This is a genomic window from Synechococcus sp. WC101, from assembly GCF_047461555.1.
Lineage (GTDB): Bacteria > Cyanobacteriota > Cyanobacteriia > Thermostichales > Thermostichaceae > Thermostichus.
The window spans coordinates 1-17663 of record NZ_JANSHG010000032.1 but is presented as its reverse complement, the minus strand read 5'-3'; the positions used below and the strand labels follow the sequence as shown (position 1 = coordinate 17663).

At 61.3% G+C, this 17663-nt stretch carries 18 protein-coding genes; 8 read left to right on the top strand and 10 right to left on the bottom strand.

Translation table 11 applies throughout. The features are described 5' to 3' along the window. Window positions 1–4 precede the first annotated feature (4 nt). Entirely contained in the window at window positions 5–175 is a 171-nt protein-coding gene (locus tag NW809_RS03815) for a tocopherol cyclase family protein (RefSeq protein ID WP_414401555.1), read from the top strand. On the opposite strand, the gene bchB is transcribed toward NW809_RS03815, so the two are convergent. Then, entirely contained in the window at window positions 141–1673 is a 1533-nt protein-coding gene (gene bchB / locus NW809_RS03810) for a ferredoxin:protochlorophyllide reductase (ATP-dependent) subunit B (RefSeq protein WP_099887224.1), read from the bottom strand. The two genes, NW809_RS03815 and bchB, sit on opposite strands and share 35 nt — an antisense overlap. A gap of 593 nt (window positions 1674–2266) precedes the next feature. Between bchB and NW809_RS03805 the strand changes: the two genes are divergently transcribed. Then, entirely contained in the window at window positions 2267–2569 is a 303-nt protein-coding gene (locus tag NW809_RS03805) for a Mo-dependent nitrogenase C-terminal domain-containing protein (protein WP_011429783.1), read from the top strand. 35 nt (window positions 2570–2604) lie between these two features. Here the strand turns inward: NW809_RS03805 and NW809_RS03800 are convergent, their stop codons facing one another. From NW809_RS03800 to NW809_RS03785, 4 genes are all read right to left on the bottom strand, one after another. Beyond that, window positions 2605–2817 carry a nucleotidyltransferase family protein gene (locus NW809_RS03800; protein ID WP_255322556.1) on the bottom strand — a complete coding sequence of 71 codons (213 nt, stop codon included), beginning with the start codon at window positions 2815–2817 and terminating at the stop codon, window positions 2605–2607. Window positions 2818–3107: 290 nt separating this feature from the next. After that, window positions 3108–3461 (bottom strand): DUF86 domain-containing protein, encoded by a 354-nt coding sequence (locus tag NW809_RS03795; RefSeq protein ID WP_011429784.1) that lies wholly within the window; start codon window positions 3459–3461, stop codon window positions 3108–3110. Further along, window positions 3451–3744 carry a nucleotidyltransferase family protein gene (locus NW809_RS03790; protein ID WP_011429785.1) on the bottom strand — a complete coding sequence of 98 codons (294 nt, stop codon included), beginning with the start codon at window positions 3742–3744 and terminating at the stop codon, window positions 3451–3453. Before NW809_RS03790 ends, NW809_RS03795 begins: the two co-directional genes overlap by 11 nt. Window positions 3745–4049: 305 nt before the next feature. Then, entirely contained in the window at window positions 4050–8948 is a 4899-nt protein-coding gene (locus NW809_RS03785) for a translocation/assembly module TamB domain-containing protein (protein WP_414401554.1), read from the bottom strand. 225 nt (window positions 8949–9173) lie between these two features. Between NW809_RS03785 and NW809_RS03780 the strand changes: the two genes are divergently transcribed. The 5 genes from NW809_RS03780 (at window position 9174) to NW809_RS03760 (ending at window position 12735) form a co-directional block, all read left to right on the top strand. Continuing rightward, window positions 9174–9590, top strand: coding sequence for an STAS domain-containing protein (locus NW809_RS03780; protein ID WP_255322534.1), 417 nt, complete (start codon window positions 9174–9176; stop codon window positions 9588–9590). 20 nt (window positions 9591–9610) lie between these two features. Then, complete coding sequence (locus tag NW809_RS03775) at window positions 9611–10327, top strand: precorrin-2 C(20)-methyltransferase (protein WP_099812307.1); 717 nt, start codon at window positions 9611–9613, stop codon at window positions 10325–10327. A gap of 808 nt (window positions 10328–11135) precedes the next feature. Beyond that, window positions 11136–11282, top strand: coding sequence for a hypothetical protein (locus NW809_RS03770; protein ID WP_011429789.1), 147 nt, complete (start codon window positions 11136–11138; stop codon window positions 11280–11282). A 311-nt stretch (window positions 11283–11593) separates the two neighbouring features. Beyond that, window positions 11594–12124 (top strand): GNAT family N-acetyltransferase, encoded by a 531-nt coding sequence (locus tag NW809_RS03765; RefSeq protein ID WP_414401553.1) that lies wholly within the window; start codon window positions 11594–11596, stop codon window positions 12122–12124. A gap of 41 nt (window positions 12125–12165) precedes the next feature. Further along, on the top strand, window positions 12166–12735 hold the full coding sequence (locus NW809_RS03760; RefSeq protein WP_369781487.1) for a peroxiredoxin: 570 nt from the start codon (window positions 12166–12168) through the stop codon (window positions 12733–12735). Here the strand turns inward: NW809_RS03760 and NW809_RS03755 are convergent. Continuing rightward, on the bottom strand, window positions 12732–12917 hold the full coding sequence (locus NW809_RS03755; RefSeq protein WP_011429792.1) for a hypothetical protein: 186 nt from the start codon (window positions 12915–12917) through the stop codon (window positions 12732–12734). The genes NW809_RS03760 and NW809_RS03755 overlap by 4 nt on opposite strands. Here NW809_RS03755 and NW809_RS03750 point away from each other — a divergent pair. Next, the gene (locus tag NW809_RS03750) at window positions 12916–13668 is read left to right on the top strand and encodes a glycerophosphodiester phosphodiesterase (protein WP_011429793.1); all 753 of its coding nucleotides are present in this window, start codon (window positions 12916–12918) and stop codon (window positions 13666–13668) included. The genes NW809_RS03755 and NW809_RS03750 overlap by 2 nt on opposite strands. Here the strand turns inward: NW809_RS03750 and NW809_RS03745 are convergent. The 4 genes from NW809_RS03745 to nth all read right to left on the bottom strand — a co-directional run. Beyond that, window positions 13665–14396: a protein-L-isoaspartate(D-aspartate) O-methyltransferase gene (locus NW809_RS03745; RefSeq protein ID WP_083759154.1), complete on the bottom strand. Its 732-nt coding sequence runs from the start codon at window positions 14394–14396 to the stop codon at window positions 13665–13667. The genes NW809_RS03750 and NW809_RS03745 overlap by 4 nt on opposite strands. Before the next feature lie 233 nt (window positions 14397–14629). Further along, a complete protein-coding gene (locus NW809_RS03740; RefSeq protein WP_011429795.1) occupies window positions 14630–15988 on the bottom strand; it encodes a gluconeogenesis factor YvcK family protein in 1359 nt (452 codons plus the stop codon). After that, window positions 15981–16988, bottom strand: coding sequence for an RNase adapter RapZ (gene rapZ, locus NW809_RS03735; RefSeq protein ID WP_414401552.1), 1008 nt, complete (start codon window positions 16986–16988; stop codon window positions 15981–15983). Before rapZ ends, NW809_RS03740 begins: the two co-directional genes overlap by 8 nt. Window positions 16989–17037: 49 nt before the next feature. Next, on the bottom strand, window positions 17038–17663 hold a 626-nt coding region (nth, locus tag NW809_RS03730; RefSeq protein ID WP_414401551.1), incomplete at its 5' end, for an endonuclease III.

The following is a 17663-nucleotide window of genomic DNA, read 5'->3' as shown; positions in this document are numbered from 1 at the left end:
TTTTTTGGAGTGGCGGCCCGGCCAAGCTCGGCTAACCTGGCAGGTGGATCCCTGGGGATCCTGGCAGGTGCGCGGCGTTGTACAGGAGTTCCATTTGTGGATCAGCTGGCCAGACCTGCCATCCCCTGGGATGGATCCCGTCAAGCCCCGAGAGCCTCCTTGGCCGCATACATAACCTCTAGGGTGATCTCGGTCAGGCCACGCTCGCGGGCAAATTTTTCGGTGTTGCGTTTCACCTTGCCGCGCACAAAGCCGGGCACTTTGTTCAGCTCCGCCTGGGCTTCTCGCGTCCAGATGAGATCGGAATCGGCGCTCAGGCTCTTGTGGATCACTTCTTTGGTGTCGTGGCCGCCGAAGACCTCCAGCAGGTGATCCTCCATGCCCAGGGTAAAGGAGTTGTAGATTAGGTCCACAATTTGGTTGGCGCCCTCATACCCCAAAAAGGGCCGGTAGCCGATGGGAAAATCTTGCACGTGCATGGGCGCCGAGATTACCCCACAAGGGATCCGCAGCCGCTTGCCCACATGCCGCTCCATCTGGGTGCCGAAGATGGCGGCAGGCTCCACCTGGGCAATGGCATCGGCTACGCGGGTGTGATCTTCGGTCAGCAGCACCTGATCGCAATACCCGCCCACCTCTGCCTGGAACCACTCGCCATCGTAGGTGCAATAGCTGCCCGCCCAGACCACATGAACCCCCATCTCGCGGGCCAGGATCTTGGTGATGGCTGCCGCATGGGTGCAATCCCCAAAGACCACGGCTTTTTTGCCGGTCAGATTTTGGCAATCGATGGAGCGGGAGAACCAAGCCGCCTGGGAAACGTAGAGGGTCTGCTCCTGGATGTAGGGCTCGTAGTCCACCGGGATCCCTTGCTCGTTGAGAACCTGCTGGATCTGGCGGATGAAGCGGGCTGTTTCCACCACCCCCATGGGGGTGATCTCCACATAAGGTGTGCCAAACTGCTCCTGCAGGTAGCGAGCCGTCATCGGCCCCAGTTCCCGGTAGGGCACCACGTTAAACCAGGCCCGCCCCAGGTGCTTGAGATCGTGGACGCTGGCCCCCTGCGGGATCACCAAATTGAGCTCGATCCCCAGATCCTGGAGCAGCTTTTTCAACTCCCGCAGATCGTGGGCATGGTGAAAGCCCAGGCTGGAGATGCCGAGGATGTTGCAGGAAGGACGCTCCGTCCTCCGGGGCGGGCCGCTCAACTCCCCACTTTTGCGGGCTTTGTTGATATAGAACTCCACAATCTGGTGCAGGGTGCGCTCGGCGGCCTGCAACTCGTTGACCCGATAGTGGTTGACATCGGCCAGCAGCACGTCACAGCGGCTGGACAACTGCGCCTGCCGCACAAAGTGATGCAGATCCTCCTGCAAAATGCTGGAGGTGCAGGTGGGGGTAACCACAATGAGATCAGGCTGCTCCTCGCCGTCTTTGCGGACGATGTTGCGAATCACCTTCTCGTCCGATCCCCGCGCCAACACCTGCCGATCAACGACGCTGGTGGTTACCGGGGTAAAGTCCCGCTCCCGCTCCAGCATGGAACGCATCACGTTGAAATAGTCGTCCCCCAGGGGAGCGTGCATGATGCTGTGAACGTTTTTGAAAGAACTGGCCACCCGCAGCGTGCCGATGTGGGCGGGGCCAGCGTACATCCAATAGGCCAATTTCATGGACAGCCTCTCAAATGAAAACCGAGGCAAGAGCCGGGATCCCAATCCGCCGCCGACTTCTCACCCGCTGCAAATCTCTTCTGGCATTGTAGAACGCCCGGCAGCCGGGATCCCTTGGCCGTTATCCTCCGTAACTCCCGGCCACGGCGATTGTAAACATCATCGATCAAAAGCAAAACGGCACTTTCAAGACAGCGACAATTACGGGGATCCCTCTACCCTGACTTCAAGGCCTGTTCCATGCTGGAAATAGGGGCAGCAGCCCTGGACTCCGCTTGGCAGCTTGCCGGCGAAGAACCCAATTTCCGTAGCTTTCGTTACAGATTAACTTTTGAATACAAAATGTGTACCTCTACAAACTTGAGCAGAGATTTTGGGTTACCCAGGCAAGTTTTTGGCCAGCCAAGGCAGACTGAGTCTGGAGAGAGGCTCTTCTGTTTCCCTGGATACAAACCTGGGCAAAGACCCGGGCAGAAGGGCGTGGCTGCTGGAGAAAGCGAACACCCTTTGAGGTGTTGAGGTGAAAGGCCATGGGCTCTACCACGATTTCTTGGCAACGTGATCGCAAAGCCCCTCAGGAGCAGATGGATTCCATGACTGTCACATATCTTAAGTCTGCGGCTTGCCTGCGCAACTGGCTGCAGGCGCCCTTGCAACCGATTCGAGCGGCAATTGACAGCATTGAAGTTCAGGATCCCCGCTTGGCCCACTTTTTGTGTCGGTGGATCCCGGCCCGCTGTCCTTTCGAGCGAGATGTGGTGTTGTTTGGCCACAAACTGATGCACATTCCACCGATGTGCAAGCTCAACCCCTTCTACGATCAAGTAGTAGGGCTGCGCTTCCGGGCTTTGTCGTTTTTGGCAGAACAGGGAGAAGACATCAGCCGCTACCTCTAGATCGACTTTCGGTTTGGATGATACTCCACATGTATTCACGGAACATAGATTGCTTCTTTTTTCATCAGTGGACGGAGTTTGGGGCGTAGAGCCTTGTCGGCCACAAGGTCGAGGGGGCATCCAAGTTTGTCTTCCAAGTAGAAGAGCAGATTGAAGTAACGCTTGGAGTCGACTTTACCAATGAATTTAACTAGGATATCGATGTCGCTGCCGGCTTGATCCTCGCCACGAGCAGTTGAGCCAAACAGGGCCAGTCACCGCACACGGCGGGTGTTTATTCTAGCTATCTTTAGGAAGTCGGGTTCAAGGGATCCCTGGCCGTCCAAAAGCCGTTGAGAAACTATGGCCACTTTAAACCAGATATAAGACACTCTCCAAGGGATCCTCGCCACTACCCAAGCGCTCTGCGCCGCCGGCGCGTTCGCGACAGTGTTGCGTAGCAATAACGATGTAACAAGCCGTAGTCTGGCCAGAGTGGATCCCGTCAGAGGGGGTTTCCAACTGGATGAAAACGGCGGCGTTGCTCCTGAAGTTAGGGTTAGCAGGGAGAATCGGAGAGACTACGCTTTAGTTTCTGTAAATTGTCAAGCAGTTGGGGCATGTCACTTTGGATGATACTCCACAAAACGTCGTTGTCTAGAGCAAGATAAGCATGAATGATACGGTTACGAGTGGCAATGAGTTGTCGCCAAGGAATATTTTCGTTCTGGTTACGGACTTCTGCAGGAATGTGAGTGGCTGCCTCACCAATCAACTCGATGTTTCTCAAGGTCGCATCATAGGTTCGGCGATCCCGTTCAAAGTCTTCTTGAGTGTACCCCTCTGTGTATTCAAGGACTCGCTTGGCAAATTCAATCATATCATCTAGGTAGAAACGCCATTCACGGGACATAGATTGCTTCTTTTTCTATCAATGGACGAAGTTCGGGGCGTAGAGCCTTGTCGGTCACAAGGTCTAGGGGGCATCCAAGTTTGTCTTCCAAGTAGAAGAGCAGACCGAAGTAACGCTTGGAGTCGGCTTTACCAATAAATTCAACTAGGATATCGATGTCGCTGCCGGCTTGATCCTCGCCACGAGCAGTTGAGCCAAACAGGGCCAGTCGCCGCACACCAAATTGCTTTTGAATCTCGGCAAATTGCTCGCCGAGCAATTGCAATACTTGTTGTTTCCTCATGGCTGGTCAGATTGGATCATTCACTTGTCAACTCTCCAAGTGGGAACACAGGTTGGCCGCTTGTTTTGATCTTCCAGGCTCACACAGGCAGGTGTTTATTCTAGCTATCTTTAGGAAGTCGGGTTCAAGGGATCCCTGGCCGTCCAAAAGCCGTTGAGAAACTATGGCCACTTTAAACCAGATATAAGACACTCTCCAAGGGATCCTCGCCACTACCCAAGCGCTCTGCGCCGCCGACGCATTCGCGACAGCGTTGCGTAGCAATAACGATGTAACAAACCGTAGTCTGGCCAGAGCGGATCCCGTCAGAAGCGGGTCTCGAACTCCAGGGAAAGGACGTTGTTGCCCTCGAGGTCGGTGGTGGCACGGGTGAGGGTTTGGTCGTTGAGGCGGTAGCGGGCGCTGTAGCGGGTGGGCTGAAAGGGATCCGTCAGGTTGCGCTGCACCGAGATGGAAGTAGCCGGCCCCAGATCGCGGGCCACCTCCAGCGCCAGGCCGACTGAGGAGCGTCTGGGGGCACGGGTATCGACCTGGGGAACGGGGCTGAGGCGAACCTCATCCAAGCCGAGGGTGTCCCGCAGCGTCTCCAACACATCGTTAAGCAAAGCCGTTCCCGCCAGCCCGGCCACCCCTGCTTCGGGGTTGAGTTGGGCCAAAGCTGTTCCCCCCAACAGGGCGACGATCTCTTGGGGGGAGCGGCTGGGGCTGCTGGAAAGGGTCAGAACGCCGTTGCGGGGATCCGCAGCCGCAAGCTGGCTGGCCCGCCCGTTGACGTTGGCAAAGATCTCGATGCTCTGCTGCGATCCCGGCAGGTTGCGGTTGGTGTCGAAGGGGGACAGATCCTGGGGAAAGCGATAGACCTCGAAGGCTTGGGTCACCAGGCGCAGGTTTAAGAAAGGATCGAAGGGGTTGTCCAGGTCAAAGGTGGCGGTGTTGGGGCGGGAGCGATCCAGGCGAAAGTTGGCAATGGGCAGGCTGACGCGGCCTCGCTCCAGGGCGATGGTGCCCGCCGGACGCAGGTCTTGGGGAGTGCCGAACAGGCGCAAGCTGCCGCTGGCGTGGAATTCAAACAGGTTGGGCCGCTGCACGCGGATCCCGGGCCCCAAAACCAGCTCCAGGCCGTTGAGCCGCGGCTGCCAAAAGGGATCCGCCTGAGTCGAGTCTGCGGGAGCTGCCGCCGCTTCCCCTTTTTCAGGGCGGGGGCTGGCATCTACGATCCCTTGGGAGACCTCCAGGCGCCCCTCGAGCAAAGGCCGCAGCAGCAGGCCGCCCACCACCACCTCCCCCTGCAGGCGGCCTGTGTAGAGGTTGGGCAGGGTGAGCTGGATCCCTTGCAGTTGCAGCGTTAGGGGTGGCGAGGTCTCGTCCATCTGCAGGGCGCCGCGGGAGTTGACGGGCAAAAAGCCGTTGGCCAAGAGGGATCCGCCCCCCAACTGGCCCTGCAGCTCCCGCACCTCCAATTGGTTGAGGTTAAAGAAAATTTGGCCGGTCAGGTCGGTGATGGGCTCCGGCAGGGCGGCCAACTTGAGGATCCCGGAGCTAAGGCTGAGGTTCCCCTGCAGGCTGGGCTCTCGCAAGCTGCCGCGGATGGCCAGCTCCAGTTGGCTTTGGCCCCCTTCCCAGCGCACCTGGTCGGTGAGGAGGTTGATCAGGCGCAGGCCGCCATTCTCGGCTTGCAGGGTGAGGTCGATCTGATCCGATGCGGCCCGCACCTCCGCAAAGGGCAGGGTGTAGGGCACCAGGCCGGAAAGGCGGATCGGCTCGTCGCCGTTGGCCAGCAGGGCGCCCTCCAGGCGCAGTTGACCCTGGTTGTAGTCAAATTGTCCCCCCACCTCCCGCAGCGGCACCTGGTTGATCTGGGCGTTGACCACCGTCAGGGAGCCGCGGGCCCGGGGATCCCGCAGGTTGCCTGCCAGTTCCACATCCAGGTTGAGATCTCCCTGCAGCTCCAGCTCGTCCGGCAGGAAGCGATCCAGCAAAGCCAGAGGAAATGCTTGGATTTGCAGGGATCCCGACTGTTCCTCCAGGCCCACCTTGCCAGAGAACAGGGCCTGGCGTTCGCCACTGCGCAACAGCAGCGGCTGCAGCACCACCGCCCCTTCGACCAGGCTGCCGCTGGCGGTGAGGCTCTCGATGCTGAACTCCTGGGCCTGCCAATTCTGGCCCTCGAGCTGAAAGCTGACGCTGGGCCGGTTGAGGTTGCCGACCAGGCTGACGCTGGCCTGAAATTCCCCCTGCAGGCTGGTGGGCGGCGGGATGCGGGGATCCATACGGCTGGCCAGGGCCCCCAGGTGGGCGGCCAGGATCTGGGCGTAGTACTCCAGTTGTTGCAGCAGCGGATAGCCGGGCAGGCCGACCGGCTCTGTCTCTAACACAGCGGCAGGGCCCAAAGGTAGCAGCCGAAAACCGCGGCTGGTGATATCGCTCCACTCCCGCCACTTGAAAGTAGAGACGATATCTTCCAAGCGGCCTTGACGGGTGCTGATCTGCAGGTCGATTTGGGGAATGGGGACTTCCGAGGTGGGATCCAAAGCAGCCTGGAGAGAGGTTGCCGGCAGCTCCAAAGTGCCGCTGGCGGTGTAGAGGCTCTCGAACAGCTCCAGTTGGGCTTGGGCAAGGGTCAGGCGAGCGGGGCGGGAGTCGTCGCTGGGGCGATAATCGAAATCCACTGAGAGGCCCTGCACCGCGAGATCGCCTAGCCGCAGCCCCTCGACCGCAGCTCGACCTCGAGCGGCGCCACTGGCCAGGTCAAGCGCCACCTCCCCATTGAGGGTTCCGCCCAGGCCAGCCCAGGGCCCGGCAGCCAACCCTCCCAGCAAAGCCAGCGGCAACTGGCTTGCCGTCACCTGCAGTTCATCTTGCTGGCGTTGGCCGCGCACTTCCGCCTCGCCCCGCCGCACCTGGAATTGCACAGGCCGAAACTGGGGATCCAACTGCAGCGCCAGCCGCTCCCGCGCCCCCACTAGCTCCACCGCCGTCCCCTGGGCAGACCAGCTAAAGGGCCCGGCCAAGTCGGCAAAGGCCACCTCCCCCACCTGCAAGCCGCGCAACTGCGCCTCGCCAGCCACCTGCAGGTTGTCCGGAGAGCCGCGGATCTGCCCGGATCCCTGCAGCACCCCCTGCAGCAGTGGCGGCAGGCCGGGCACTTCCGCCAGGGGGATCCCGTCAGCGGCAAAGCTCAGGTCCAGGGATCCCACCTGCAGCGTCTGGGGATCCACCGGGATCTCTCCCTCTACTCTGGCCAAGCGGGCGGTGTCGGCCAAGATCTCTGCCTGCTGGATACGCAAGCCAGATCCTTCCCAAGCTACCTGGCCGCGGATGCCGTCAACCCATTGCACTCCCCTCTCTCCCAAAGGCTGGGACAGGGCTAGCGACCCTTGCGCCCGCAACGCCGCCAGGAAACCCACCTCCGCCGCCTCCCCTGTGTCCACCTGCGCCATCAGCTCACCAGAGAGGGATCCCGGCCACTGCGGGTTAAAAAAGGCCAGCGGCAGATCCTGGGGAGCCACTTGGGCTTGGACTTGCCCTCCCGCCCACCGCCCCGCCACCTGGGCCCGGCCCCCGCCCAGCTCCAACACCGCCTGCGGCACCTGTACCGCCCACCCCTCGGCCTCGGGCAAGATCTGCAGCTGTCCTCTGCCGGCAATCTCTCCTCCTTGGGTTGTCCAGGTGGCCTCCACCTGGGGCCGGGATCCCGCCAGCGCCACCTGCACCTGGGCACTTACCGGCCCCAGCTCGCCCCGCCGCGGCAGGTTGAGGTCGTAGAGAGCCAGCACCTGCTCTACATCGGCCCCGGTGACCTGGAGATCGAACCGGCCTGCTAAGCCGGCAGCCCATTGCAGTTGTCCGGATCCCTGGATCCGCCCGCCGGCGGCCTTCAGGTCGATTTCCTCAAAGGCCAAGGTTTGATCGGCCAAGCGGAAGCCAAAAGCATATTCCGGCACCGGCAGGCGATCCACCCGCCCCGGCGAGATCCCTCGCAACTGCCCTTGGATCTGCGGCCCATTCAGCGGCCCGGTGACCCTCAGGGATCCCGCCACCACCCCTTCCGCCGGCAGCTCAACGTTGAAAGTCTCCTGGATCTGCTGCAGGCTGGCCGGGGCAATAGCGGCTTGCAGATCCAATCCCTCCTTGTCGCCGAAGACAATGGAGCCGTTGAGATCTTCAAAAGCAAGCTGGCCAAAACGACCGCTCACCCCCTGCAGTTCCAGCTCCTCTAGGGTAAAGCGAACGGAGCCCTTCACCTCTTCAAAAGGATGGGGCAACCTCTCCAGCCCCAGCCGCGCCTGCTGAACCTGGGCTTGCCCCGTCAACTCCCAAGGGCGTTCTCCTCCCCAGAGGACTTGCAGATCCAGACTGGCTTCCCCTTCCACCTCAGTCAAGGGCGCCGCCGGCAAGACGCTGGGCAGCAGCTCCAAAGGCAGGCGCCGAGCGGCCAGCGTCACCGAGCCAGAAGCCTGGGCGAAATCCGCCACCCCCCGGAGCTGCAGGGGGTAGCCCCCTTCCCCCTCCAGAGAGCGCAGCGCCGCCGAGAGCTGGAAACTGGCCCGACCCCCTCCCTCCTCCCCCGGCGGGGCACTCAGCCACACCTGCGCCTGGCCCTGCAACTGCTCAAACCGGCGCCGCTCTCCCACTAAGGGAATAGCCGTCAGGGATCCCCCCTGCAAACGGATGTTCAGCCCCTGCAAGGGCAGGGATCCCTCGCCTTCTGGCAGTTGAAACTGCACGTCTGCCCAGCCGCGATCCAGCGTCTCCATCAGCAGCAGTTGCGGCTGATTCAGGGTAATATTGAGCACCCACTCCCCCGTCTGCAGCCAGGTCCAGAAGTCGGGGCTGAGGTCGATGGAGCCGATGCTGGCCAGATGTTCGATGTGGCTTTCCCCTAGCCTCACCTGCCAAGGGGCTACAAACCTTACCTCCCCCAATTCCACCTGCCGGCGCATCGCCTGCGAGAGGGTAGCTTCCACCTGGGGCAGCACCCGATCTTGAAAGTAGGCCCCGATTCCCCAGGCAGCCCCAAAAGCGGCAGCCGTCAAGCCCAAACCCAGCCCCGCCCCCATCCAGGTGCCGGGGGGAAGGGAAAAGCGTCGCCGCTGCCCCTCTTGCTCCTGCCGATCCTCTCCCAACGCTCGCCCCTCAGGGATCCCAACCACCCCACTTGAGAAGCCCTGTCTGGCCCGCAGGCCGGCCTCCTTGGGGAACATCAAAAACTGCCCCCATCCTACCCAAGGACTCCCGCCTTGCCACGAGGGGCCAAAAAGCAGGGATCCCTGCCCCCAGCCGCAATCCCCTGCCCGCGGAAAAATACCGTCTCGCCAAGGGAGTAGGGATGCTAAGCTATCTCCACGCCCGAGATCGGGCCTCAACCCTCTGTCGAGATAGATAAAAGGAGAAAAGCCATTCCGGAACCTCTGTCTCTGACGGTCAGCTTGCGCGGCAGCCACGAAGCGCTGGAGAACTGCCAGGTCTTTTACCTGACGGGCCTTCTGGATGCCTTTTCTGAGCCGGTCTTCGTTAAGGTGGTCACCAAATACCTAGAAGAGGGATCCCCCAATCTCATCCTGGATTTGACGGGGATCGACTTCATCGATAGCTCTGGCGTCGGTGCCCTGGTGCAATTGGCCAAGCTGGCCCAGAGCCGTGGGGGCATCTTTCAGGTGGTGAGCAACCCCCGCATCACCCAAACAGTGAAACTGGTGCGGCTAGAGAAGTTTTTGTCCTTGCGCAACTCGCTCCAAGAGGCCCTCGATCATCTGGCCGCAGAAGGTGGGGGACGTCCAGAGCCTGACACTCGCCCCGACGCCGCCGAGGCAAGGCCTGAGGGGCCAGACGGCCAAGCTTCCTGAGCTGGCGGACAAGCTCCACCATGGGCCTGGGGACTTTTTGGGGCATTAGCGCCGGGGCCGGGGATCCCGAGTGGCTCACCCTCAAAGCAGCCCGCATCCTCGGCGCCGTCAGGTGGGTGGCCTGCCCCCAGAACGCCGCCGGCCAGCCAGGCCTAGCTTACCAAATCGTGCGCCCTTGGCTGCGACCGGAACAAACCCTGTTGCCGCTGCATCTGCCCTTTGTTACCCAAGTCGAGCTGCTGCAGGCGGCCTGGCAAGCGGCTGCCGAGCAACTGGCCCCGCCTCTGGAGCGGGGAGAAGATGTGGCCTTTGTCTGCGAAGGGGATGTGGGCCTCTACAGCACCTTTGCCTACCTGTCCCAAGCCCTGCGGCAGCGGATCCCCGACTTGCCCATCCAGGCCATACCGGGGGTGTGCTCTCCTCTTGCCGCCGCTGCCGCTCTGGGATCCCCTTTGGCGCTCGGCTCCGAGAAATTGGCGATTTTGCCTGCTCTTTTTGCCCTGACGGAGCTGGAGAAGGCCTGCACCTGGGCCGACGTGGTTGTGCTGATGAAAGTGGCCCCCGTCTATCCTCAGGTTTGGCAGTGGCTAGCGGCAAGAGGTTGGCTACAGCAGGCCAGCTTGGTGGTTTGGGCCGGTTGGCCCCAGCAAGCTCTCTTCCCCACCCTAGAAGGATTGGCCGACTATCGCCCCCCCTACTTTTCCCTGCTGATCCTGCGCTCTCGGCCCCGGAATTGAAGTTCTCCCCGACACCCGCCTGAAGGGGGAGGCCCACCGAGGCCGGGTCGAGTGGTCTCGGTCAAATCCTCGGCTGAGCTGGGGATCCAGCCCCCCTGCTTTCTGGAAAGTTTCTAAAAAGTAGACCTTTCTTCTGGAAAAGGGCAGAGGATCCGACTGCAAGATCTACTGGAGACCTATGTTGAAGAAATATGGGAAGAACGATTAAAGAAATGACCTAGACTGTTAAGAACAGTTGCCAGCCATTGTAGAGGGATTTGACCCAAGCTAGATTAGAAATGTAGTGATTCAAGCAAGGAGGATAATATCTCAGCTTCATCTCAAAGGCGAGACACCAGCCTGCAATCTGCCCAAGCTCAAAGCTTCCTGTCGGTTAACGTTTTGATCCAATCTCGTGCAAACTTCCGATCCGTTGCGCCGGCAGGTTTCTATAGCAAGCGGTTGTCTTGCCCAGAGGAGCACCTGGCACCTACGACAGGTTTTCTTCCGAAGAAGGGACATGGGAGCTAAATCAAATAGCGGTCGGGTCTGTTGAGGTCAGCCGCTGCAACGATAAGGGGTCGTTTACCTCTGGTGAGATGGCAAGATGGCGAGCGGTCTTACCCGTTTAAGGGATGCCGGCCTGCTATTTCGAGTCTCCGTTTAGGATCAAGGAAGAGGTGGAAAACCGATGCTCGGTCGGGTTCAGGTGCTCCCCCCTGCAGACTCTGGCGAATCAGGACTCTGCTCAGTAGAGCAAGGGCTGCGGGCTTTAGCAATTTTGGGTTCGCCCAGTTCATAGTTTCACGCTCGCTTGGAGGAGGTTTTTATGCTTGCCTTTCTCTCGAAAATTGCTAGAGCAGTTATCCGCGTGTTCACGCCTGCCAAGTCTGATCTGGTTGAAGTAGGTTACCAGCCCATTACCGATGATGTCTATCGCGCCAAAGGCTCAGCTCGCTATGCTGGGGAGCTGTAGGGCACAGTGCGAGAGCGGGTCAGGTTTTGGCACTTCAACCCTCGGGAGCAGAGCTTCAAAAGTTGGTTCGTCAGGTGGCTGTTCTACTCTCCCCGTCAATTGAGCAGAGGGGGGTGAGCTCAGAACAATCGAATAAGTGAAGAGACAGCTAAGTTTGGATGCAGGTGACGTGCATGGGGGTGGGTGGTTTCCCCTCCACTCAAGTTTTGTCGGTTCAGTGGCGGTGCCGGTGGGGTTGCCGCCACTTCTTGTTGGCTGCGAGCTGCTTGCCGCTTCTCTGCGAAAATAGCAAGGACGCTTGCAACAGATGCTTGAACGCCCTGTTTTCCTCTGTGTTGCCCTCCCTCGTGGTCTATCCCGTCACGCTAGGTGATTTGGAGCCCGTGGCGGAGGTTCTCGCCCAGGTCTTTTACCCGCCCTTGGGTCCGCAGCGCTGGCTCCACCCGATTCACAAGTTGGGCATCCGCGAGGATTTGCGCCTCAAGCTGGCGGCCAGGGATCCGCACTACTGCTGCCTGGCGGCTGCGGTGGGATGCGAGGTGGTGGCCACTGCCGAGATCTCCTTGCGGGCGATGGCCCATGGGAAGTATCCCTATCTGGCCAACTTGGCGGTGTTGCCCCCTTGGCGGCGGCGCGGGATCGCGCGGCAGCTTTTGCTCAGCGCCGAAGGAGTGGTGCAAGGTTGGGGCTATCACCAGTTGTATCTGCACGTGGTGGAAGACAATCTGGCCGCCCGGCAGCTCTACGCCCAACTGCGCTACACTCCCATCCAGCGCACCTCTCAACTTTGGCATTGGTTGGGGATCCCACCCCAGCTTTTGCTCTGCAAGTGGCTGCCGTGAAGTTATGTAAACTAGAGCTAGAAAGCTGGAGAGGTGTTGCAGTGGTTATCGAGGAAGGGGGCAGGAGCTGGCGCTGGTTGGGCCTTGTGGGGTTGTTTACGGCTTTGCTGGTGAGCTGGGCAGGGGTTCAGCCCGCTTTGGCCCAGTGGGGCACCACCCCCCTGCCGCAGATCGGGGCGCCGGCGCCGGAATTTGAGCTGCCGGATCAGTCGGGCCAGGTGCGGCGGCTGGCGGATTTTCGCGGCAAGTGGGTGGTGCTCTACTTCTATCCCCGCGACTTCACTGCCGGGTGTACCATCGAGGCGCGCCGCTTCCAGCAGGATCTGCCCAAGTTTCGGACGCTGGGAGCGGAGATTGTGGGCGTGAGCGCCGACTCGGTGGACTCGCACCGACGGTTTTGCTCGGCAGAGGGGCTGCAATTTCCTCTGCTTTCGGATCCTGAGGGCACGGTTAGCCGCGCCTACGGCTCCTGGACGGGGGAGATGGCCCTGCGCAACACTTTTTTGATCGATCCTGAGGGGATTCTGCGGGCCATCGACCCGATTGTCAACCCCTCTCGGCACAGTGCCGAGGTCTTGGCCCAACTGCAAGAGCTCGCCCAGGCTGGCTAGTCCTGGGGGCCAAAGGTCTGCTCGAACTCCTGCAGCAGCTCGTCGATCTCCTCCAAGGCTTGATTGACATCGACCCGCAAGCTGCCCAGGTCTGGCTTTTCCAAAAGCTTGACCAAGGTGGGCCGGCGCTCGCGAATGCGCTTGATGCGCTCTTTGAAGGCGGCAATTGCAGCTGTGTCCATGGCTAGAGAGATTATTTCAACTCCTCCAGACTATCGCTTTCCCACCCGGATTGTCGCCCACCGCGGGGATCACACCCACGCCGAGGAGAATACCCTGGCCGCTTTTGCGGCGGCCATCGAAGGCGGGGCCGACGGGATCGAGCTGGACGTGCGCCGCAGCCGCGACGGGATCCCGCTGGTTTTTCACGATGCCGAGCTGGAGGGGCAGCCGCTGGCGGCGCTCACTTGGGCGGAGATCCGCGCCCGCAAGCCCACGATCCCCAGCTTGGAAGAAGCGCTGCTCCACGTCAGGGGCAGGATTGCCCTCGATATCGAGCTGAAAGAGGCGGGCTACGAAGAACAGATCCTCGCCCTCATCGGCAAGCTCTTGACCCCTGCAGAGTGTGTGATCACCTCTTTTTTGCCCCAGGTGGCGCAACGGGTGAAAGCCCTTCTGGGAGGGGCTGCCCCCCAGGTTGGCCTGTTGGTGGAGGCGCAGCCGGAGGGAGAGAAGGGATCCCTCTTGACCTACTGCCGCGAGGTGGGAGCGGATTTTCTCGCCCCCCATTACTCTTGGCTGGACCTGCCGTTTTTGGCGGCGGCGGCCCAAGCCAGGATCCCGCTCTACGTCTGGACGGTCAACGATCCGGAGATCATGGCCTTCTGTTTGCGCCCGTCTGGGGAGGAGCCGCCGGTGCGGGGGCTGATCACCGACCACCCTCAGTTGGCGCTGCAAATTCGCCGCCAGCTCTGGCTGGCCGCAGAAGACTAAACCATGGGCACAAATTGCACTGGGAAGGCCCCCTTTTGCACCACCCCCTCCGGGGTTTTGTGGAGGATCAGCAAGGATTGGAATCCCTGGCTTTCGCCCACCGGCACCACCAGGGTACCTCCCACCGCCAGTTGATCCAGCAGCAGCGTCGGCAGGGTTGGGGGGGCTGCCGTCACCACGATGGCGTCGTAGGGGGCGTGTTCCGGCCAACCCTGATAGCCATCTCCCTGGCGCACCTCCACGTTGCGGTAGCCCAAGGAGGCCAGGGTTTGCTGAGCGCGGGCGGCCAAGGGAGCCAGCCGCTCCAGGCTATATACTTGCCGGGCCAGCTCGGCCAAAATGGCCGCCTGATAGCCGGATCCGGTGCCGATTTCCAGCACCACCGACTCAGGGGTGAGGCGGGCCGCCTCAGTCATAAAGGCGACAATATAGGGCTGAGAAATCGTCTGGCCGTAGCCAATGGGCAGCGGGCAATCCCTGTAGGCGCGCTCCCGCAGCTCCGGGGGAACGAAAAGGTGGCGCGGCACCTTGCGCATTGCCTCCAGCACCCGGGGATCGCGGATCCCTCGCTGCAAGATCTGCTCCCTCACCATCCGCTCCCGTTGGCCAGCCCAGGGATCCATGCCACTATCGCCGGCACAGGACTGAGGAGCGCCCAACTCGGCAGCCGGGATCCCAGCCAAGGAGTCAGAAGTCCTCTTAAAAAGAGACGAGAACAACTTTACCATTGGCGCACAACCTCCAAAGCTAACAGCTTGCCGGGATTTTCCGGGAACGCTGCGCCGTCACTTGGGATCCCTCAACTCGATCCTGGCCTACTTTCCAAAAGACTTCCAGCTTTAATCAGGCTTTTTCCCCTACCCCTTCCCGCAAGGGGATGGAAACTCCTCTTGTGCACGACTTAGCCGCAAGGATCTACCGGCTACAGCTAGCCCTTAGCAAGGTGGGGCCGTGGGGTGGTTTAGCGGTGTCTGTCAAACCAGCGCATCAGCATCGCCGCTAGGCGCTCAGGGTTGTGACGCACCAAGCCGGTCTCAGGATCCTCTTGCATGACGTTGGCCAGAACTGCCCGGCAACCTAGGTAGGCCAGCTTATCCGGATCCAGCACCACAAACTCAGAGCCATTGCGGCGGTAATGCTCCAAGGCGCGGAGAGAAGGGGGCTCCCGCTGTACCAGGACACCATCGAACAAGCGCACGCCCGCCACCCGATCCAGGGCCATGACGTGATCCCCAACGGTGTAGCCGTCGGTTTCCCCTGGCTCGGTCATAATGTTGCACACGTAGATGTGGGGCGCCATGTTCTTGGCCAGAGCTTCCACAATCTCCGGGATCAACAGGTTAGGGATGATGCTGGTGTAGAGGCTACCCGGCCCCAGCACCACAAACTCTGCCGCCTCGATGGCCTCGATCGCCTCGGGCAAGGCAGGAGGGTTGGGCGGGTCGCAGCCAATGCGGCAAATGCGCCCCCTGGCTTTAGCGATGTTGGACTCGCCCACCACGCGGCGGCCATCGCTCAACTCCGCCCAGAGGGTGACGTCCGCCAGGGTGGCCGGCAGCACCCGTCCCTGAATGGCCAAGACCTGCGAGGTGGCGGTGATGGCCCGAATCAGGTCGCCCCCGGTTACGGCGGTGAGGGCGGTGATGAACAGGTTGCCGAAGCTGTGCCCGCTCAGACCTTCCCCAGCCTGGAAGCGGTATTGAAACAGCTCCGTGAGCAGCTTTTCTTCGTTGGCCAAGGCGGTGAGACAGTTGCGGATATCTCCAGGGGGCAACACGCCGATCTCCCGCCGCAAGCGCCCTGAGGAGCCGCCGTCATCGGCCACGGTGACAATGGCGGTGATGTTGGAGCTGTAGTGCTTCAACCCCCGCAGCAGGTTGGAAAGGCCGGTGCCGCCCCCCAGCACCACGATGCGAGGGCCACGACTCAGACGTCGCCGCGACAGGAGCTTATCCACCAGCGCCTCGTCTCCTTCTGGGATCAGCACATCTTCGATGGAGCGCATGGCGCTGCGAAAGCCCAGCACCACCATCACCAAGCCGATCCCGGTGACCAAGGGGCCGCTGATGTTGTTGGGGATCCAGGTGGTGATCAGGCGCAGGGTGATGTCGATTAATCGCTTGAGGCGAAAGATGGGGGTCAGCTCTGTCCAGATGGCGATGCCCAGCACCATCAGCAGCACGCCCCCCACGGCTAGGGTGAGCCAGCGCTTGACCGCCAGACCAGGGAAGAGCCATTTCCAGCCATTTCCCGGCCAAGTGGCCTGGCGACGGCGAGGCCCCCACACAGTGGACTTGTTGCTGGGCGCGGGCTTAGTCATGGGGAGGTGCAGGAACGTCGGCCAAAGGGATCCTAACCTGTTGCTGTTCTACGCCAGCGGCAGGGGGTGGCGGGCCAAAGCGGGCCTCCAGCTCCCGCTGCGAATCCAGCAAATGGCGGTGCTGCACCTGGATGTTCAGGGCAGGCAGGGCAGGGTTGTCGGTGGGGACAGCCCAGGGCCGCAGATCTTCAGCCAGGCGCTCCACCAGAGCCACAGAGCGGTGTTGCCCGCCGGTGCAGCCGATGGCCACGGTCAGGTGAGGCCGTCGTTCTGCTCGGTAGTGGGGCCAGAACGCCTGCACCAGAGAAAAGATCTGCCGGTAGGTGGATTGGGTAACTGGATCCGCAAAGAGGAACTCCTGCAGAGGCGGATCCTGGCCGGTCAAGTGGCGCAGATGGGGCTGAAAGAAGGGATTGGGCAAAAAGCGCACGTCGAACAGCAAGTTGGCATCGGGGGGGGCACCGTACTTGAAGCCGAAGCTGACCAGCCTCAGGTTGAGCGGCTGTGGGATCCCGTGGACCAGGGCTTGTAATTGCTGCCGCAGTTGCTGGCTGTTCAGCTCAGACGTATCCAGGAGGTGGGTGCAGCGCTCCCGCACGGGGGCCAGATCGCGCACTTCCTGCTCAATGGCCTCCAACAGGCCAAGGCCAGGGCGGTGAGGGTGGGGGCGGCGGTGGGCGCTGAGACGGTTGAGCAATACCAGGGGACGAGCCTCCAGAAAGAGGAAAGGGATCCCTTGCGCTTGCCGCCAGCGGTCAAAGGCAAGGAACTGCTCCCGATATTCCGGGGTGTGGAGGTTTAGGCTCACCGCTAGAGCAGGGTGGCGAGGCCGGATTGCCTCGATTAAATAAACGGCCTGGTCAGGCGGGATCCCTTCCAAGCCGGTGTAGCCCAGTTGTTCCAATTGCTGGATGGCCAGGGTTTTCCCGGATCCCGTCAGCCCGGCAATAACGAGAACAGGCGAGGTCGCGGCGGTCGGTCTAGTCGCTTGATCGTCCATGCAGCCTATTCTAGGGCGAGGGGGAGCCGAAAAACCGGATGCCAGGCGCTCAAGTCTGGGAGGCTGTTGCGGCTTCTCTGTCCGTTTTCTCCGCCGGCCCCGGGAGGGGGGCGCTGGGGCAGAGATCGGCCAGAAAACACTGTTCGCAAAGGGGCTTGCGGGCGGTGCAAATGGCCCGCCCATGCTCGATCAGGCGAATGGACCAATTTTCCCAGTCGGCTTGCGGCAACAACTGCATCAGATCCCGCTCGATGCGCACGGGATCCTCGTGCTCGGTGAGGCCGAGGCGACGGCTGAGGCGCTTGACGTGGGTATCGACAGTCACGCCAGCGTTGATGCCAAAGGCATGGGCCAGGACCACATTGGCCGTCTTGCGGGCCACCCCCGGCAGAGTGAGCAGCTCCGGCATGGTGCGGGGCACCTGGCCGCCGAAGTCCGTCACGATCTTGCGGCAGGCCTCTTGGATGTGTTTAGCCTTGTTGCGGTAGAAGCCGGTGGGACGGATCAGGGCCTCGATCTCCTCCCGCGGCGCCGCCGCCAGCGCCTGGGCATCGGGAAAGCGGCGAAACAGCTCCGGCGTAACTTGGTTGACTCGCTCGTCGGTGCACTGTGCAGACAAAATGGTGGCCACCAGCAGTTGCAGCGGCGTTTCGTAGTGGAGGGCACAGGTAGAGT

Bases quoted from the DNA above. Each gene is read 5' to 3' on its own strand.
- bchB (WP_099887224.1), bottom strand. From the start codon at position 1,673: ATGAAATTGGCCTATTGGATGTACGCTGGCCCCGCCCACATCGGCACG.
- NW809_RS03805 (WP_011429783.1), top strand. From the start codon at position 2,267: ATGACTGTCACATATCTTAAGTCTGCGGCTTGCCTGCGCAACTGGCTG.
- NW809_RS03795 (WP_011429784.1), bottom strand. From the start codon at position 3,461: ATGTCCCGTGAATGGCGTTTCTACCTAGATGATATGATTGAATTTGCC.
- NW809_RS03790 (WP_011429785.1), bottom strand. From the start codon at position 3,744: ATGAGGAAACAACAAGTATTGCAATTGCTCGGCGAGCAATTTGCCGAG.
- NW809_RS03785 (WP_414401554.1), bottom strand. From the start codon at position 8,948: ATGTTCCCCAAGGAGGCCGGCCTGCGGGCCAGACAGGGCTTCTCAAGT.
- NW809_RS03775 (WP_099812307.1), top strand. From the start codon at position 9,611: ATGGGCCTGGGGACTTTTTGGGGCATTAGCGCCGGGGCCGGGGATCCC.
- NW809_RS03770 (WP_011429789.1), top strand. From the start codon at position 11,136: ATGCTTGCCTTTCTCTCGAAAATTGCTAGAGCAGTTATCCGCGTGTTC.
- NW809_RS03750 (WP_011429793.1), top strand. From the start codon at position 12,916: ATGGCTAGAGAGATTATTTCAACTCCTCCAGACTATCGCTTTCCCACC.
- NW809_RS03755 (WP_011429792.1), bottom strand. From the start codon at position 12,917: ATGGACACAGCTGCAATTGCCGCCTTCAAAGAGCGCATCAAGCGCATT.
- NW809_RS03745 (WP_083759154.1), bottom strand. From the start codon at position 14,396: ATGGTAAAGTTGTTCTCGTCTCTTTTTAAGAGGACTTCTGACTCCTTG.
- NW809_RS03740 (WP_011429795.1), bottom strand. From the start codon at position 15,988: ATGACTAAGCCCGCGCCCAGCAACAAGTCCACTGTGTGGGGGCCTCGC.
- rapZ (WP_414401552.1), bottom strand. From the start codon at position 16,988: ATGGACGATCAAGCGACTAGACCGACCGCCGCGACCTCGCCTGTTCTC.